The sequence below is a fragment of the Streptomyces sp. NPDC043870 genome (genome assembly GCF_056435785.1).
Window position 1 is genome coordinate 23,463 of record NZ_JBWKDT010000016.1, and the last position, 16,015, is coordinate 39,477.

Sequence of the window (16,015 nt, forward strand, 5' to 3'; positions counted from 1 at the left end):
CCGACCGTCCGAACTGCTGAGAGGAGAGCGCCACCCATGCCTCCCACCGACGCGAGCACCGACACAGGCCCCGGCGGAGGTGCCGAGGACACCCTGGACCTTCGGTTGCCCGACGAACTCATCGCACTGTTCGGACCGGACGAACCAGCCGGAGACCACGCGTCCGCGGACAGGGCTTCCACGCCCGCACCCGTCGACCGTGCTGCCGCCAACCTGGCGTTCCTCGGCGAGGACCTCCTCGATGCCCTCGCCGACTGGGGCGCGGCCACCACCCCCATCGGCTCCCTCCAGCTCGTTCCTGTCCGTATCGAGCGCGACCTCCAGCTGATCAGCCGCTGGATGAACGACCCCGCCGTCGCGGCCTTCTGGGAGCTGTCAGGACCGGAGTCGGTCACCGAAGCCCATCTGCACGCCCAGCTCACCGGCGACGGCCGGAGCGTCCCCTGCCTCGGTGTCCTCGACGGCGTACCGATGAGCTACTTCGAGATCTACCGAGCCGACCTCGACCCGCTCGCACGCCACTACCCGGCTCGCCCCCACGACACCGGCATCCACCTCCTCATCGGAGGCGTCGCCGACCGCGGCCGCGGCGTCGGCACCACCGTGCTCCGGGCCGTGGCCGACCTCGTACTCGACCACCGTCCCCGCTGTGCACGCGTCGTCGCGGAACCCGACCTGCGCAACACCCCCTCCGTGTCCGCCTTCCTGAGCGCCGGCTTCCGCTTCTCCGCGGAAGTCGACCTTCCCGACAAGCGAGCCGCACTCATGGTCCGAGAGAGAGCACTGAGCCATGTGCTGTGAACGACCCGCTGACTTACATACACCGCTCGACCCGCATCGGTTCCAATCGAGGAGTCCTCGTGCCGAAGTCCCCTGCCACCCCAGACTCCGAACAGCCCCCCGCCCTGCTCGCACCGGCCGAGCTGAACTCGGAAACCTGGCACCGGGCAGCTCGCCGCCTCCTCGCCAAAATGATCGGTGAATTCGCCTACGAGGAGATCATCGAGCCCCTCCCACAGGGCGGCGGCGACCGCTACACCCTCCGCCTCGACGAAGGCGAGACCGTAGCCTTCCGGGCCCGGCGCGGCGCCTACGGAAGCTGGCGCGTCGCTCCCGACTCGATCGAAAGCGGCGGAGAGCCCTTCACCGACCCGCTGCGCTTCCTCGTCGGAGCCCGCCGCCTCCTCGCACTCGACGGCGCCACGCTCGGCCACCTCGTGCGTGAACTGAACACGACACTGGTCGCGGACTGCAGGCTCGACCACACCGCGCTCCCCGTGGCCCGGCTCGCCGACCTCGACTACGCCGCACTGGAAGGGCACCAGACCGGCCACCCCTGGCTCGTCCTCAACAAGGGCCGCCTCGGCTTCTCCGCCGGCGACGCCAGGCGCTGGACCCCGGAGGCGCGCACACCCGCCCGCCTTCCCTGGATCGCGGTCAGCACCGGCCTCGCCGCCTACCGCGGAGTTCCCGGGCTCGCGACCCCCGACCGCCTCTACGCCAAGGAACTCGACGCCGCCGTCCGTGACACCTTCGCCGCCGAGCTCCGCGCCCGCGGCCACGACCCCGGCGGCTATCTCTTTCTCCCCGTGCACCCATGGCAGTGGGACCACGTACTGCTGTCCCTCTACGCACCCTCCATCGCCCGGGGAGAGATCGTCTCGCTGACCACCGACAGCGATCTCCGGCTGCCCCAGCAGTCCGTCCGTACCTTCCTCAACACCAGCCGCCCTGACCGGCACACCGTCAAGCTCCCGCTCTCCGTCCTCAACACACTGGTCTGGCGCGGACTGCCCACCGAGCGCACCCTCGCGGCACCCGCCGTCACCACGTGGGTCCACGGGCTGCGTGACGCCGACCCCTTCCTCCGCGACGAGTGCGGGGTGATCCTGCTCGGCGAGGTCGCATCCGTCACCGTCGAGCACCCGCACTACGACCGCCTTCCCGAGGTCCCCTACCAGTACAAGGAACTCCTCGGGGCGATCTGGCGCGAACCGCTGCGGCTGCCGACAGGCGAGCGGGCCCGCACCCTCGCCTCGCTCCTGCACACCGACCACGACGGACGCGCGTTCACGGCCGAGCTGGTCCGGCGCTCCGGACTCGCTCCCACCACCTGGCTGCAGCACCTCTTCGCCGCGCTGCTGCCGCCCCTGCTGCACTTCCTCTACCGCTACGGCACGGTGTTCTCCCCTCACGGGGAGAACGCCATCGTCGTCTTCGACGACCACGACGTGCCCGTACGGCTTGCGATCAAGGACTTCGTCGACGACGTGAACGTCAGCGCCCAGCCGCTGCCCGAGCACGACACCATGCCCCAGGAGGTACGCGAGATCCTCCTCACCGAGGAACCCGCCTTCCTCACCCAGTTCATCCACTCCGGTCTCTTCGTCGGCGTATTCCGCTACCTCGCCCCGCTGTGCGAGGAACAACTCGACGTGCCGGAGGACGTGTTCTGGTCGCTCGTACGGTCGGAGATCCTGCGCCACCAGGCCCGCTTCCCGGAGCTCAAGGACCGTTACGAGATGTTCGACCTGCTCACTCCGCGTATCGAGCGTCTCTGTCTGAACCGCAACCGGCTCCACCTCGACGGCTACCGCGACCGCCCCGAGCGTCCGCACGCCGCCGTCCACGGCACGGTCCGAAATCCGCTGAGCACCAGCTGATGGCCCTGCCCGAACCGGTATGTGATCGTGCTGTCAGTGGGGCCCCGTAGGGTGGACGGTCTATGACGAAGCCATCTCTCCCCGAGCTCCTCCACGCCGCGGTCAGCGCAGTCGGCGGGGTGGAGCGGCCTGGCCAGGTCACCATGGCCGAGTCCGTGGCCGCGGCCATCGACGACGGCTCCCACCTGCTCATCCAGGCCGGCACCGGCACCGGAAAGTCCCTCGGGTATCTCGTGCCTGCCCTGGCCCACGGAGAGCGTGTGGTAGTGGCCACAGCGACGCTCGCGCTGCAGCGCCAGCTCGTGGAGCGCGACCTTCCACGGACGGTGGAGGCGCTGCATCCGCTGCTGCGCCGCCGCCCGGAGTTCGCCATGCTCAAGGGGCGGTCGAACTATCTCTGTCTGCACCGCCTCCATGAGGGCGTCCCGCAGGAAGAGGAGGACGGCCTCTTCGACCCCTTCGAAGCAGCCGCGCCCACCAGCAAGCTGGGCCAGGACCTGCTCCGCATGCGCGACTGGGCGGACGAGACGGAGACCGGCGACCGCGACGACCTCACCCCGGGCGTCTCCGACCGCGCGTGGTCCCAAGTGTCCGTGTCCTCCCGGGAGTGCCTGGGCGCCAGCAAGTGTGCCTATGGCGCGGAGTGCTTCGCCGAGATGGCCAGAGAGCGCGCCAAGCTGTCCGACGTCGTGGTCACGAACCACGCCCTTCTCGCCATCGACGCGATCGAGGGCGCCCCGGTCCTGCCCCAGCACGAAGTGCTGATCGTCGACGAGGCCCATGAGCTCGTCTCCCGGGTCACCGGCGTCGCCACGGGAGAGCTCACCCCCGGCCAGGTCAACCGCGCGGTGCGCCGCGCAGCCAAGCTGGTGAACGAGAAGGCCGCCGATCAGCTCCAGACGGCAGCCGAGGGATTCGAGCGGCTCATGGAGCTCGCGCTCCCGGGACGCCTCGAAGAGATCCCCGAAGACCTCGGGTACACACTGATGGCGTTGCGCGATGCCGCCCGTACGGTCATCTCCGCGCTCGGTTCCACCCGCGACAAGTCCGTCCAGGACGAGGACGCCGTGCGCAAGCAGGCCCTTGCCTCGGTCGAGACCATCCACGACGTTGCCGAACGGATCACCAACGGCTCCGAGTACGACGTCGTCTGGTACGAGCGCCACGACCGCTTCGGGGCTTCCCTGCGGGTCGCACCGCTCTCCGTCTCGGGGCTGCTCCGCGAGAAGCTCTTCGCCGACCGGTCGGTGGTTCTGACGTCCGCGACGCTCAGGCTCGGCGGTGACTTCAACGGCGTCGGCGCCTCGCTCGGGCTGGCTCCGGAGGGCACGGAAGGGGAGGACGTGCCCGTGTGGAAAGGCGTCGATGTCGGCTCGCCCTTCGACTACCCGAAGCAGGGCATCCTCTACGTCGCCAAGCATCTGGCCCGCCCCGCGCGCGACGGCGACCGGGACGACATGCTCGGCGAGCTCACCGAGCTGATCCAGGCAGCCGGCGGTCGCACGCTCGGCCTGTTCTCCTCGATGCGGGCCGCTCAGCTTGCGGCCGAGGAGCTGCGCTCCCGCATCCCGGAGTTCCCCATCCTGCTCCAGGGCGAGGAGACACTCGGCGAGCTGATCAAGAACTTTGCGGCTGACCCTCAGACCTGTTTGTTCGGCACGCTGTCGCTCTGGCAGGGCGTCGATGTGCCGGGCGCCAGCTGCCAGCTGGTCGTGATGGACAAGATCCCCTTCCCGCGCCCCGACGACCCACTGATGAGCGCCCGCCAGAAGGCCGTCGAGGACGCCGGGGGCAACGGCTTCATGGCCGTCGCTGCCACGCATGCGGCGCTGCTGATGGCACAGGGCGCGGGCCGTCTCGTACGGGCGACGGGGGACCGGGGTGTGGTCGCCGTACTGGACCAGCGGTTGGCCACGGCCCGCTATGGCAGCTATCTCAAGGCGTCACTCCCCGACTTCTGGTACACGACGGACCGTAACCAGGTGCGCCGCTCGCTGGCGGCGATCGATGCCGCCGCGAAGGCCGACGGAAAGTAACAGAGCTCAGGCACGCCGTGGCACAACAGGGCCCCGGGACCGGCGCAGTGGGTCCCGGGGCCCGGTCAGAGCCGACGAGGTGTGCTCACACCCGCCGAAGCACCGCCACCACCTTGCCGAGGATCGTCGCCTCGTCACCAGGGATCGGCTGGTACGCGGCGTTGTGGGGGAGCAGCCATACATGGCCGTCCTCCCGCTTGAAACGCTTGACCGTGGCCTCGCCGTCCAGCATCGCGGCGACGATGTCACCGTTCTCCGCGACAGGCTGGCGGCGGACCGTCACCCAGTCCCCGTCGCAGATCGCGGCCTCGATCATCGAGTCACCGACAACCTTCAGGACGAACAGCTCTCCGTCGCCGACGAGCTGCCGGGGGAGGGGGAAGACGTCCTCGACCGACTCTTCCGCGAGGATCGGGCCACCGGCGGCGATCCGCCCGACCAGCGGCACATACGACGCGGCGGGCTTGCCGGTCGTGTCCGTCGGCTGAGTGCTCGGCTGGTCGGATCCACGCACCTCGTAGGCACGCGGCCGGTGCGGGTCCCGGCGCAGGAACCCCTTGCGCTCCAGGGCCATCAGCTGGTGGGCGACGGACGAGGTGCTGGAGAGACCCACCGCCTGGCCGATCTCACGCATCGACGGCGGGTATCCCCTCCGCTGCACGGAGTCGCGAATCACCTCGATGACCCTCCGCTGCCGGTCCGTGAGGCCGGAGCTGTCGGCGCGGATCCCTGGAGGCCGGCCGGGCAGCGAGCGCGCAGGTCGTGAGGGCTCAGGCCCCTCCGGGGGCGTGGCTGCGTCATTCATGGCATGCACCGGCTCGAATCGGTTCTGGGAGCGGTCCTGGGCAGTGATGGTGGCACTGTCTGCGGTGGTGGTCACGTCGGCCCCTCTCGAGATGGTCTCCCTAGCTGGACAACGGTAGTTGCTTTCGAAAGGTTGCGCCAAACACACGTTCGAGTGAAAAATCGCAGATCACCTGACGTGTGTATGTGACTGGGTGTATAGGCAGGTGGTCGCGTCGGCGATCCGGGCCATCACGGTAACCTTCACCGCCGGAGCGTGAAGCCGCGGGGGTGTACCCCCAGTGTGTCATCCAGGGCCCCGGAATCGGGGTAGCCGCGCGTCTCCCGTAGCCTCGTCGCCGGCCGGGTGTGCCCGCACCGCGCGACACGCGCCGGGGCGCATCTTGGCAGCCGAACCCCAGATCTAGTGGTTGGATTGTCTCGGCCGCCTAGAAGTTGTGGTCCCTGGTCCTTCAAGGCCGTGGCGATCGCCTATGCTTGGGGCTGCCGCGAGGGGGGCCGGATCGCCCCTGTCGGGGCTATTCAGTCGTGCTGTGAAGGAGGGTTGGGAGCCATGCACTGCCCCTTCTGCAGGCACCCCGACAGCCGTGTTGTCGACAGTCGGACCACTGACGACGGTACGTCGATCCGGCGTCGCCGCCAGTGCCCCGACTGCTCCCGTCGATTCACGACGGTGGAGACCGCCTCGCTGATGGTGATCAAGCGCAGCGGGGTGACCGAACCCTTCAGCCGTACCAAGGTCATCTCCGGCGTGCGGAAGGCATGCCAGGGGCGGCCGGTCACCGAGGACGCTCTCGCTCAGCTCGGCCAGCGGGTCGAGGAGGCGGTGCGCGCCACCGGCAGCGCTGAGCTGACCACCCACGACGTGGGGCTGGCCATACTCGGCCCGTTGCAGGAGCTCGACCTCGTCGCGTACCTGCGCTTTGCGTCCGTGTACCGAGCGTTCGACTCGCTCGAAGACTTCGAGACCGCCATCGCGGAGCTCCGCGATCAGCGGTCACCCGCAGACGAGCGCGGGTCCGGCGGGGCCTCCGGGGTCCCCGTGCCCGCCACCGCCGCCGACTGATCGGCCGGGCCCGGCGAGGCCTGCTGATCGGCCATGGAGCGGCAAAGGACCTGCCACGAGCGCTGCGCGGCGCCTGTGGCATCAGACAGAGACTGTGCCCACGGGAAGATATGGGCACTTCAGGGCGTTTTTGCCCGTATATGGGAGGCGGCATGACAGAGACGACGAGCGGCCCGGCACGAGGCTCCCGAGCCAAGGGATCCAAGGCGGCCAAGGGCCTGCGCATCGAGCGTGTCCACACCACCCCCGGCGTGCATCCGTACGACGAGGTGGTCTGGGAGCGCCGTGACGTCGTCATGACCAACTGGCGCGACGGCTCGGTCAACTTCGAGCAGCGTGGCGTCGAGTTCCCCGACTTCTGGTCGGTGAACGCGGTCAACATCGTCACCAGCAAGTACTTCCGCGGTGCCGTGGGCACTCCGCAGCGCGAGACCGGTCTCAAGCAGCTCATCGACCGGATCGTGAAGACGTACCGCAAGGCCGGCGAGGACTACGGCTACTTCGCCTCGCCCGCCGACGCGGAGATCTTCGAGCACGAGCTGGCGTACGCCCTCCTGCACCAGATCTTCAGCTTCAACTCGCCGGTGTGGTTCAACGTCGGCACGCCCCAGCCGCAGCAGGTCTCCGCCTGCTTCATCCTGTCCGTCGACGACTCCATGGAGTCGATCCTCGACTGGTACAAGGAAGAGGGCATGATCTTCAAGGGCGGCTCCGGCGCCGGCCTGAACCTCTCCCGAATCCGCTCCTCCAAGGAACTGCTGTCCTCCGGCGGCAACGCCTCCGGCCCGGTCTCCTTCATGCGTGGCGCCGACGCCTCCGCAGGAACGATCAAGTCCGGCGGTGCCACCCGCCGCGCCGCCAAGATGGTCATCCTCGACGTCGACCACCCGGACATCGAGGGCTTCATCGAGACCAAGGTCAAGGAGGAGGAGAAGATCCGCGCGCTGCGCGACGCGGGCTTCGACATGGACCTGGGCGGCGACGACATCACGTCCGTCCAGTACCAGAACGCCAACAACTCGGTCCGTGTGAACGACGAGTTCATGAAGGCCGTCGAGTCCGGTGGCAAGTTCGGCCTGCGCGCCCGCATGACCGGCGACGTCATCGAAGAGGTCGACGCCAAGTCCCTCTTCCGCAAGATGGCCGAGGCCGCCTGGGCCTGCGCCGACCCGGGCATCCAGTACGACGACACCATCAACCACTGGCACACCTGCCCCGAGTCCGGCCGGATCAACGGCTCGAACCCGTGCAGCGAGTACATGCACCTGGACAACACGTCCTGCAACCTGGCCTCGCTGAACCTGATGAAGTTCCTCAAGGACGACGGCAAGGGCAGCCAGTCCTTCGACGTCGAGCGCTTCGCCAAGGTCGTCGAGCTCGTCATCACGGCGATGGACATCTCCATCTGCTTCGCCGACTTCCCGACCCAGAAGATCGGTGAGAACACCCGCGCCTTCCGCCAGCTCGGCATCGGCTACGCCAACCTCGGCGCCCTGCTGATGGCGACCGGTCACGCGTACGACTCCGACGGCGGCCGCGCCCTGGCCGGCGCGATCACCTCGCTGATGACGGGTACGTCGTACCGGCGCTCCGCCGAGCTCGCCGCGGTCGTGGGCCCGTACGACGGCTACGCCCGCAACGCCGAGCCGCACAAGCGCGTCATGAAGCAGCACGCCGACGCCAACGCCACGGCCGTCCGCATGGACGACCTGGACACACCGATCTGGGCCGCTGCCACCGAGGCCTGGCAGGACGTGATCCGCCTCGGCGAGAAGAACGGTTTCCGCAACTCGCAGGCCTCCGTCATCGCCCCGACCGGCACCATCGGTCTCGCGATGTCCTGCGACACCACCGGCCTGGAGCCCGACCTCGCGCTGGTCAAGTTCAAGAAGCTGGTCGGCGGCGGCTCGATGCAGATCGTCAACGGCACCGTGCCGCAGGCACTGCGCCGCCTCGGCTACCAGCCGGAGCAGATCGAGGCGATCGTCGCCCACATCGCCGACCACGGCAATGTGATCGACGCCCCGGGCCTGAAGGCCGAGCACTACGAGGTCTTCGACTGCGCCATGGGCGAGCGCTCCATCTCCGCGATGGGCCACGTCCGGATGATGGCCGCGATCCAGCCGTGGATCTCCGGTGCCCTCTCCAAGACGGTCAACATGCCGGAGACGGCGACCGTCGAAGAGGTCGAGGAGATCTACTTCGAGGCGTGGAAGATGGGCGTCAAGGCGCTCGCGATCTACCGCGACAACTGCAAGGTCGGCCAGCCGCTCTCCGCCAAGAAGAAGGAGGAGGAGAAGGCCGAGATCACCGAGAAGGCCGAGGCGACCATCCGTACCGCGGTCGAGAAGGTCGTCGAGTACCGCCCGGTCCGCAAGCGCCTCCCGAAGGGCCGTCCCGGCATCACCACCTCCTTCACCGTCGGCGGCGCCGAGGGCTACATGACCGCCAACTCCTACCCGGACGACGGTCTCGGCGAGGTCTTCCTGAAGATGTCCAAGCAGGGCTCGACGCTCGCGGGCATGATGGACGCCTTCTCGATCGCCGTCTCGGTCGGTCTGCAGTACGGCGTGCCGCTGGAGACGTACGTCTCGAAGTTCACCAACATGCGCTTCGAGCCGGCCGGCATGACGGACGACCCGGACGTGCGGATGGCGCAGTCGATCGTCGACTACATCTTCCGCCGCCTGGCGCTGGACTTCCTGCCCTTCGAGACCCGCTCCGCGCTCGGCATCCACTCCGCGGAGGAGCGTCAGCGCCACCTGGAGACCGGTTCGTACGAGCAGTCCATCGACGAGTCCGAGGTGGACGTCGAGGGCCTGGCCCAGTCGGCCCCGCGCCAGCAGGAGACGCTGAAGGCGGTCGCCCCGCCGAAGGCCGAGGTCCCGGCGCCGAAGCAGGCGCACACCTCTGCTGAGCTCGTCGAGATGCAGCTCGGCATCAGCGCGGACGCGCCGCTGTGCTTCTCGTGCGGTACGAAGATGCAGCGGGCCGGCTCGTGCTACATCTGCGAGGGCTGTGGCTCGACCAGCGGCTGCAGCTGATTCCGGCGCCCTCGGGCGCGAATCTCCCGGCGCCTGAGGTGAAGGGCGGGTACCGACCGATGGCCGGTACCCGCCCTCACCCATTGGTGTGGATGGCGCGAGCGCGGCGGAGCACCGCGACCGAGACGGTCGCTCAGGAGGACACGGTGCCCATCAGCTGGGCGAACTCGGCAGGGTCGGCGTCGAAACCGCGGACGAGTGTGTGCAGGCGCCACTCGCCGGTGTCGCCGCGGGTGAACTCCGCGATCGTCGCGGCGGTGGCGCCCGGTACTCCCGAGAGGTCGTCGCTCGCCAGCTCGACGGGGCCCTCGAGTATCCGTACGCCGGTGTTCGTAATGTCGGAGAAGGTCTTCTCCCCCGTGCGCTGCTGGATGACCACACCCACCACGACGCGTGTGTAGCCGTCGGCCAGACGGTCGAGTTCCAGAGTCATGATCTCGTCCGAGCCGAAGCCCTGGCCGGTCTCGCTGTCCCTGTTGAGGGTGATGGTCCCGTCAGGTGACCGGCTGCCGAAGTGCACCAGGTACGCGGGTTTGCCGTGCGTCGCGTCTGCGGAATAGGTCGCGGCGACGATGTCGAGATCATTGGCGGGAGCACCGATGGGGCTGGGGTCCCACTTGAGTGTCACCTGGACCTTCCGGAGCCCCTTGCTGAGACTGCTCACCCTGTTTCACCTTCCTCGTGGACGGCCGTTGCGGACGTCAACGCCCCCTGCGGGACACCATGTTGTCACGCGTGGAAGGCCGCACGGCGGAGAGTTTCGGCCGCCGTGGTCAGTGCGGGATGCGCCGGGCAGGGCGCTGACGTACGACCTCATCACGGAAGAGCTCAATGGCACTGCTGACCTGGCGCATCAACTGGGTGTGCTCGATTCTTTCGAGATAGAGGCAGCGTCGAGCAATTCCCTCCAATTCGAAGGCGAAGTAGAGCGACATCAAGGGATTGATGAAGAGTTCGCTTCCGTGAGTACGTGAAGTGAACTGGACGTCCCCAAAAGCGCCTTGGACCGCTGCGGCTATGGAGCCGTTGACGATGCTCGGATGGTTGGGAGTGTGCTCCTGGGCGTGAGCCACGGCGTCAATGAAGAGGGCACCCTCCCGGGTCGTACGGGAGACCGAGAAGCTGCCCAGATACGCGCCGTCGCGCTCCAGGGCCGCGATGTTCTCCAGAACGAGGCCGTGGCTCACTCCGTGGTAGGCGTCGACACCGAAGCCGAGCGAGAGGACCAGACGCTCGGGTACGTCGAGTCCGTACAGAGCGGCCACGCTGGTGAGGTCCTCCTCCGGTGTGCCGAGCCCTGATTCGTCACCGCGCATGAGGATGTCGGTGCCACCGTCGACCAGGACGACCGCGTCGATCTCGTACCGCTCGATCAGTGCCCTGTAGGCAGCGCGCAGCGGCTGTACTCCGACGCGAGCGAAGGCGTGGACGGTGCTGGGGTAGCCGTGCCGATCGAGCCACTGGGCGAGGGTGCGCTCGGGAAAGTAGCTCTGGTGGAGCGACGTCGTGGGGTCGACGGTCGCGACATCGGGGGCGAGCCAGGAGTCGAGCGGTAGCCCTTCGACCGAGCTGAACGACAGATTGGCGAGGTGCACGTCCTTGCCCTGATGGAGCAGCGAGAGCGCCACCGGCAGGCCGGCGTAGATGTCGAAGCCGCCTCCGGCGCCCGCGACGAGGATGCGCTCGGCGGACTCCAGGCGCGCAAAGAAGGGGTTCAGATGCAACGGGGTCACAGCGATCATTCTGGGCGGAACAAGGTCACAGGGGGTGTCGCCTTCAGCCGGAGCGTGACCAAGGCCACGTTCCGGGCCGTACGATGGCGCGGTGCTGGTCAAGTGGATTCGCTGCACTGTCGTGGACCGTCGAGGGTTCGAGCGGGGGCAGCGGAAGTGGGCGGGGCTGCTGGGTGAGCCGGGATTCCGGGGGCAGGGCGGAGGGTGGAGCCGAAGGCGGCCCGATGTCGCCCATGTCTTCGCCTTCTGGGAGACCCGCGCGTTCTACGACTCGTTCATGGCGCGTTCGCACGACCGCCTGGCGTCCGCGCAGTCGGGCACGTACAAGGACACGCAGGCCAAGCTCTTCGACCACCGCTTCGATGTGAAGACCGGCTTCGAACCGCGCTTCACCGATGCCGATGTCGTGCGCGTCGCGCACTGCAAGGTGCACGCACACAGGGTCGAGCACTTCTCCCTGATGCAGGAGAAGGTGTGGAACCCGGCCATGGCGGGCTCGCCGGGGATGGTCCGCGGACTCTTCGGCGAAGCCCCCGGGAACGAGTTCCTGGTGCTGTCGATGTGGCAGTCGGCCGCGGAACACGGCAAGTACCGCGTGGAGCGGGTGGAACGGCTCTCCCTGCGTGCGCAGACCGAGGCGGATGTCGCCGCGCTGGCGGGGGACGTCGTGGAGCTCGAGCCTTCCTGGACAGTGTGATCGCGTGCGGTCGGAGGGCCCGGATCCGACTGCTGAACTGTCCCTCCCACAGGGTGCGTTTCCCGCCGGGCGCATACGCCGGGATCGTTGCGCCGGATGGATACGCCTGGATGGCTACGCCGGATGGAGTCCCGGTGGCTGCCCGGCCGATCACGGCCCGATCTAGGGTTTGTCCTATGGCACGACCGCGGCGCATCGTCCTTGTCCGGCATGGAGAGTCCGAGGGCAATGCCGACGACTCGGTGTACGAACGCGAGCCCGACCATGCGCTGAGACTCACCGAGCGAGGCCGGCGCCAGGCCGAGGCGACGGGGGAACGACTGCGTGAGCTGTTCGGGCGGGAGCGGATCAGTGTCTACGTGTCCCCGTACCGGCGCACCCATCAGACCTTCCAGGCGTTCCGTCTCGACCCCGAGCTCGTCCGGGTCAGGGAGGAGCCGCGACTGCGCGAGCAGGACTGGGGGAACTGGCAGGACAGGGAGGACGTCCGCCTGCAGAAGGCGTACCGCGATGCCTACGGGCACTTCTTCTACCGGTTCGCACAGGGTGAATCCGGTGCCGATGTGTACGACCGCGTGGGTGCGTTCCTGGAGAGTCTCTACCGGAGCTTCGAGGCGCCCGACCATCCGCCCAACGTCCTGCTCGTCACCCACGGACTGACCATGCGGCTGTTCTGCATGCGCTGGTTCCACTGGTCGGTGGCCGAATTCGAGTCGCTCTCGAACCCGGACAACGCCGAGACGAGGACGCTGCAGCTCGGTGAAGACGGGCGGTACACGCTGGACAGGCCCTTCGAGTCCTGGCGCACACCCGAGTCGTACGGGATCACCGGATAGAGTGGCGGTGCGATGACCGCTGATTCCTCTCTCGACCGGCGCTTCGACCGCGCCCTGGCCAGCCTGCGCGGGCTGTCCGTGGGAGACGCCCTGGGCTCCCAGTTCTTCGTACCCTCGAACCTTCCGCTGCTGAAACGACGCGAGCTGCCGTCCGGACCCTGGCAGTGGACCGACGACACCGAGATGGCCTGCTCCGTGCTGGCCGTACTCGCCGGGCACGGCAGGATCGACCAGGACGTGCTCGCCCGCTCCTTCGCCGATCACCACGACTTCGACCGCGGCTACGGGCCCGCGGTGAACCGGATGCTCCGGCTGATCCGCGAGGGCGGCGACTGGCGAGAACTCGCCTCGGCGTTGTTCAACGGGCAGGGATCGTGGGGCAATGGTGCCGCGATGCGCATCGCCCCGCTCGGTGCCTGGTACGCCGACGACCCCGAGCAGGCGACGCACCAGGCCGAGATCTCCTCGTACACCACGCACCAGCACCGCGAGGCCGTGGTGGGCAGCATGGCCGTCGCGGCGGCCGCGGCGCTCGTCGCCGCCCCGGCGGGACCGCCCGCGCCCGCCGAGCTGCTCGACGGGGTGATCGCGCTCGTTCCTCGCAGTGCGGTGGGAGCCGGGCTGCGCCGCGCACGCGACATGCTCGACTACGGCGACGCAGGGACGGTCGCTGCGGTGCTCGGCAGCGGCCGCCGCACGAGCGCACACGACACCGTGCCGTTCGCGCTCTGGTCCGCGGCCCGGGCGCTCGGCGACTTTGAGCAGGCATTCTGGACGACCGCGCAGGTAGGTGGTGACGTCGACACCACGTGTGCGATCACCGGAGGAGTGGTCGCATCGGCCGAGGCCGGGGCTCCGCCCTCAGCCTGGCTGGAGCGGACCGAGACGCTGCCCGGCTGGCTGCCTGGCCACGTCGGCTGAGCGCAACCTGATCATCGTGTGAAACCGGACCTACTGTCACGGTCCTGCTACAGCTCGATCGTGACGCCGCGTGCCGCTTTGCGTGGGGCTACCCTTTCGGCCACGCCGCCGCGTTGATCATGACGGGTGTGCACCGACGAGACGCCGGGGCGTGCGTGCCGACGCGCGGCCGCACAAGGACCCGGTGGGAGGGGGTCCCGTGTCAGACGTACCGTCCGCACCACAACCACCGCAGGCCGACGGGCCGGACCCGGAGGATCGGTCCGGCCGCGAGCCGAGCGGCCAGGACCGGGATCCTCGCGACCGGAGCCCGGACGAGGGCCGGCACCGGATACCCGATCAGAGCGGGCACGGGGACGAAGGCCTGACGCACGAGCAGGCGAGCGCCGACGCACGGGGCACGGCCTCGCCCGCGCCGGCTCAGGGGCAGAGCGCCGGTCCACGGCAAGGGCACGCACCGGGGCACGGGTTCGGGCGCGCGCACGCTGCCACGCACGGGCCGACGCCGCAGTGGCACCAGCACGGGCAGCCGTGGCGCCCACCGGCCCAGCCGCCCGAACCGTGGCTGGCCCACATACGGCCGGGCCCACCGGTCGGCGTGCGCGTCGAGACGCTCTGGTGTGCCCTCGCCACCGCGCTGCTGAGTGCCTGGCTGCTGGGTGACGGTCTCGGCGTGAACCTGCTGATCGTGGCTGTGCCGGCCACGCTCGCCGCCTTCTTCGCCGCCCGTTCCGCGGGCCGCCGGCTCCGTCCCTGGACGGCGCTCTGGGCGGTCGGTGGCCTTGCGCTGCTGGTCGTTCCCGCACTGCGCGACGCCGGCTGGCCCACCTTCCTCGCCGTTGTCTCAGCCCTGGCGCTCGGCTCCCTCGCACTGCACGGAGGCCGCACCTGGCCAGGGGTTGTCTTCGGCTCGATCGGTCTGCTCGACGCACTCGTCACCGGCCCGGTCTGGGGCTGGCGAGGACTGCGGGAGCGGGCTGACGGCTCGCGCGGCCGCTGGGGGCCTGCCCTCCGCACGATCGCTGTGGCAGCGGTCCTGCTCGTCGTGTTCGGCGCGCTGTTCGCCGGAGCGGACGCGGCCTTCGCCGATCTGCTCGGCGCACTGATGCCCGACGTTTCCGCCATCGACGGCCCCTGGCGCTTCCTCCTGTTCCTCATCGGGCTCGCCGGTTCCCTCGCCGCAGCGCGTACCGCCGCTGCCCCGCTCCGCTGGGACCGTCTCACCCTGAGCCCCGGCAAGGCCAGGGGACGGGCCGAGTGGGCCCTTCCCCTGATCGTCCTCAATCTGCTCTTCGCCGCGTTCATCGCCGTCCAGCTCGCCGTCCTCTTCGGCGGATACGACAAGGTGCTGCGCGAGACAGGACTGACCTACGCCGAGTACGCACGCCAGGGCTTCTGGCAGCTGCTCTGGGCCACACTGCTCACGCTTGTCGTCATCGGCCTCGCCCTGCGCTGGGCGCCGCGCGACGGAGCCGGGGACCGCACCCTCGTGCGGGCGGTACTCGGCACGCTGTGCGTGCTCACGCTGGTCGTGGTGGCGTCCGCACTGCGCAGGATGGATCTGTACGTCGATGCGTACGGGCTGACGCGGCTGCGTGTCTTCGTGGGCGCGATGGAGCTGTGGCTGGGCCTGGTGATCGTACTGATCATCGCCGCGGGGGCCTACGGGAGCCGGTGGCTGCCGCGCGCCGTCGCGGCCAGTGCCGCAGCCGCCGTACTCATCTTCGGCCTGGCATCGCCCGACGCCCTGGTCGCGGAGCGGAACGTACAGCGCTACGAGAGGACGGGGAAGATCGACGTCGACTATCTGCGCGATCTGTCGGCGGATGCCGTCCCCGCCCTTGACGGGCTGCCGGAGCCGCTGCGCTCCTGCGCGTTGAAGACCGTCGCGCGCGATCTCGAGGAGGCGGACGAGCCCTGGTACGCCTCCAGTTGGGGCCGGACGCGAGCCCGGTCGATCCTGGAGAAGCGGTCGGCCGAGGCCGGCGCCCGGTCGTGCGTGGAGGACGGCCGGTACGGCGAGGTGCGCGACGATGACGACGAGGACGCCGAGTTCGAGGAGTACGACCCGGGCACCGGCATGGACTGATGGACTGAGCGGAGCCGTGGGGGGGGGGGGGGGGGGGGGGGGGGGGGGGGGGGGGGGGGGGGGGGGGGGGGCGTGGGGGGGGGGGGGGGGGGGCGCCAGCCTGTGGACAGGCGCCGAGAATGCTTT

Annotated in this window: 12 protein-coding genes; 9 read left to right on the forward strand and 3 right to left on the reverse strand. The window is 69.2% G+C overall.

The window, feature by feature from the left end:
* The first annotated feature begins 36 nt into the window (after positions 1 to 36).
* From AC0699_RS20725 to AC0699_RS20735, 3 genes are all read left to right on the forward strand, one after another.
* On the forward strand, positions 37 to 801 hold the full coding sequence (locus AC0699_RS20725) for a GNAT family N-acetyltransferase (protein ID WP_478662196.1): 765 nt from the start codon (positions 37 to 39) through the stop codon (positions 799 to 801).
* Positions 802 to 860: 59 nt separating this feature from the next.
* A complete protein-coding gene (locus AC0699_RS20730; protein WP_478662198.1) occupies positions 861 to 2,663 on the forward strand; it encodes an IucA/IucC family protein in 1,803 nt (600 codons plus the stop codon).
* 62 nt (positions 2,664 to 2,725) lie between these two features.
* The gene (locus tag AC0699_RS20735; RefSeq protein ID WP_478662200.1) at positions 2,726 to 4,699 is read left to right on the forward strand and encodes an ATP-dependent DNA helicase; all 1,974 of its coding nucleotides are present in this window, start codon (positions 2,726 to 2,728) and stop codon (positions 4,697 to 4,699) included.
* A gap of 85 nt (positions 4,700 to 4,784) precedes the next feature.
* Here AC0699_RS20735 and lexA read toward each other — a convergent pair whose 3' ends face one another.
* Positions 4,785 to 5,579: a transcriptional repressor LexA gene (lexA, locus tag AC0699_RS20740; RefSeq protein ID WP_478662203.1), complete on the reverse strand. Its 795-nt coding sequence runs from the start codon at positions 5,577 to 5,579 to the stop codon at positions 4,785 to 4,787.
* Between the two features lie 477 nt (positions 5,580 to 6,056).
* Here lexA and nrdR point away from each other — a divergent pair, with 477 nt between their 5' ends.
* Both nrdR and AC0699_RS20750 read left to right on the forward strand, forming a co-directional pair.
* Positions 6,057 to 6,569: a transcriptional regulator NrdR gene (gene nrdR / locus AC0699_RS20745; RefSeq protein ID WP_478662206.1), complete on the forward strand. Its 513-nt coding sequence runs from the start codon at positions 6,057 to 6,059 to the stop codon at positions 6,567 to 6,569.
* 152 nt (positions 6,570 to 6,721) lie between these two features.
* Complete coding sequence (locus AC0699_RS20750; protein ID WP_478662208.1) at positions 6,722 to 9,613, forward strand: vitamin B12-dependent ribonucleotide reductase; 2,892 nt, start codon at positions 6,722 to 6,724, stop codon at positions 9,611 to 9,613.
* A gap of 133 nt (positions 9,614 to 9,746) precedes the next feature.
* On the opposite strand, the gene AC0699_RS20755 is transcribed toward AC0699_RS20750, so the two are convergent.
* Together AC0699_RS20755 and AC0699_RS20760 are read right to left on the reverse strand one after the other, a co-directional pair.
* Complete coding sequence (locus tag AC0699_RS20755; protein WP_478662210.1) at positions 9,747 to 10,277, reverse strand: TerD family protein; 531 nt, start codon at positions 10,275 to 10,277, stop codon at positions 9,747 to 9,749.
* Between the two features lie 109 nt (positions 10,278 to 10,386).
* On the reverse strand, positions 10,387 to 11,355 hold the full coding sequence (locus AC0699_RS20760; RefSeq protein ID WP_478662212.1) for a DUF1152 domain-containing protein: 969 nt from the start codon (positions 11,353 to 11,355) through the stop codon (positions 10,387 to 10,389).
* Positions 11,356 to 11,437: 82 nt separating this feature from the next.
* On the opposite strand from AC0699_RS20760, the gene AC0699_RS20765 reads away from it, so the two are divergent.
* The 4 genes from AC0699_RS20765 to AC0699_RS20780 all read left to right on the forward strand — a co-directional run bounded on the left by AC0699_RS20765 (position 11,438) and on the right by AC0699_RS20780 (position 15,889).
* Positions 11,438 to 12,043 (forward strand): YdbC family protein, encoded by a 606-nt coding sequence (locus AC0699_RS20765; RefSeq protein WP_478662214.1) that lies wholly within the window; start codon positions 11,438 to 11,440, stop codon positions 12,041 to 12,043.
* A 176-nt stretch (positions 12,044 to 12,219) separates the two neighbouring features.
* Complete coding sequence (locus AC0699_RS20770) at positions 12,220 to 12,879, forward strand: histidine phosphatase family protein (protein ID WP_478662217.1); 660 nt, start codon at positions 12,220 to 12,222, stop codon at positions 12,877 to 12,879.
* 12 nt (positions 12,880 to 12,891) lie between these two features.
* On the forward strand, positions 12,892 to 13,800 hold the full coding sequence (locus AC0699_RS20775) for an ADP-ribosylglycohydrolase family protein (RefSeq protein WP_478662220.1): 909 nt from the start codon (positions 12,892 to 12,894) through the stop codon (positions 13,798 to 13,800).
* A gap of 199 nt (positions 13,801 to 13,999) precedes the next feature.
* Positions 14,000 to 15,889 (forward strand): DUF4153 domain-containing protein, encoded by a 1,890-nt coding sequence (locus tag AC0699_RS20780; protein ID WP_478662221.1) that lies wholly within the window; start codon positions 14,000 to 14,002, stop codon positions 15,887 to 15,889.
* Positions 15,890 to 16,015: the final 126 nt, after the last annotated feature.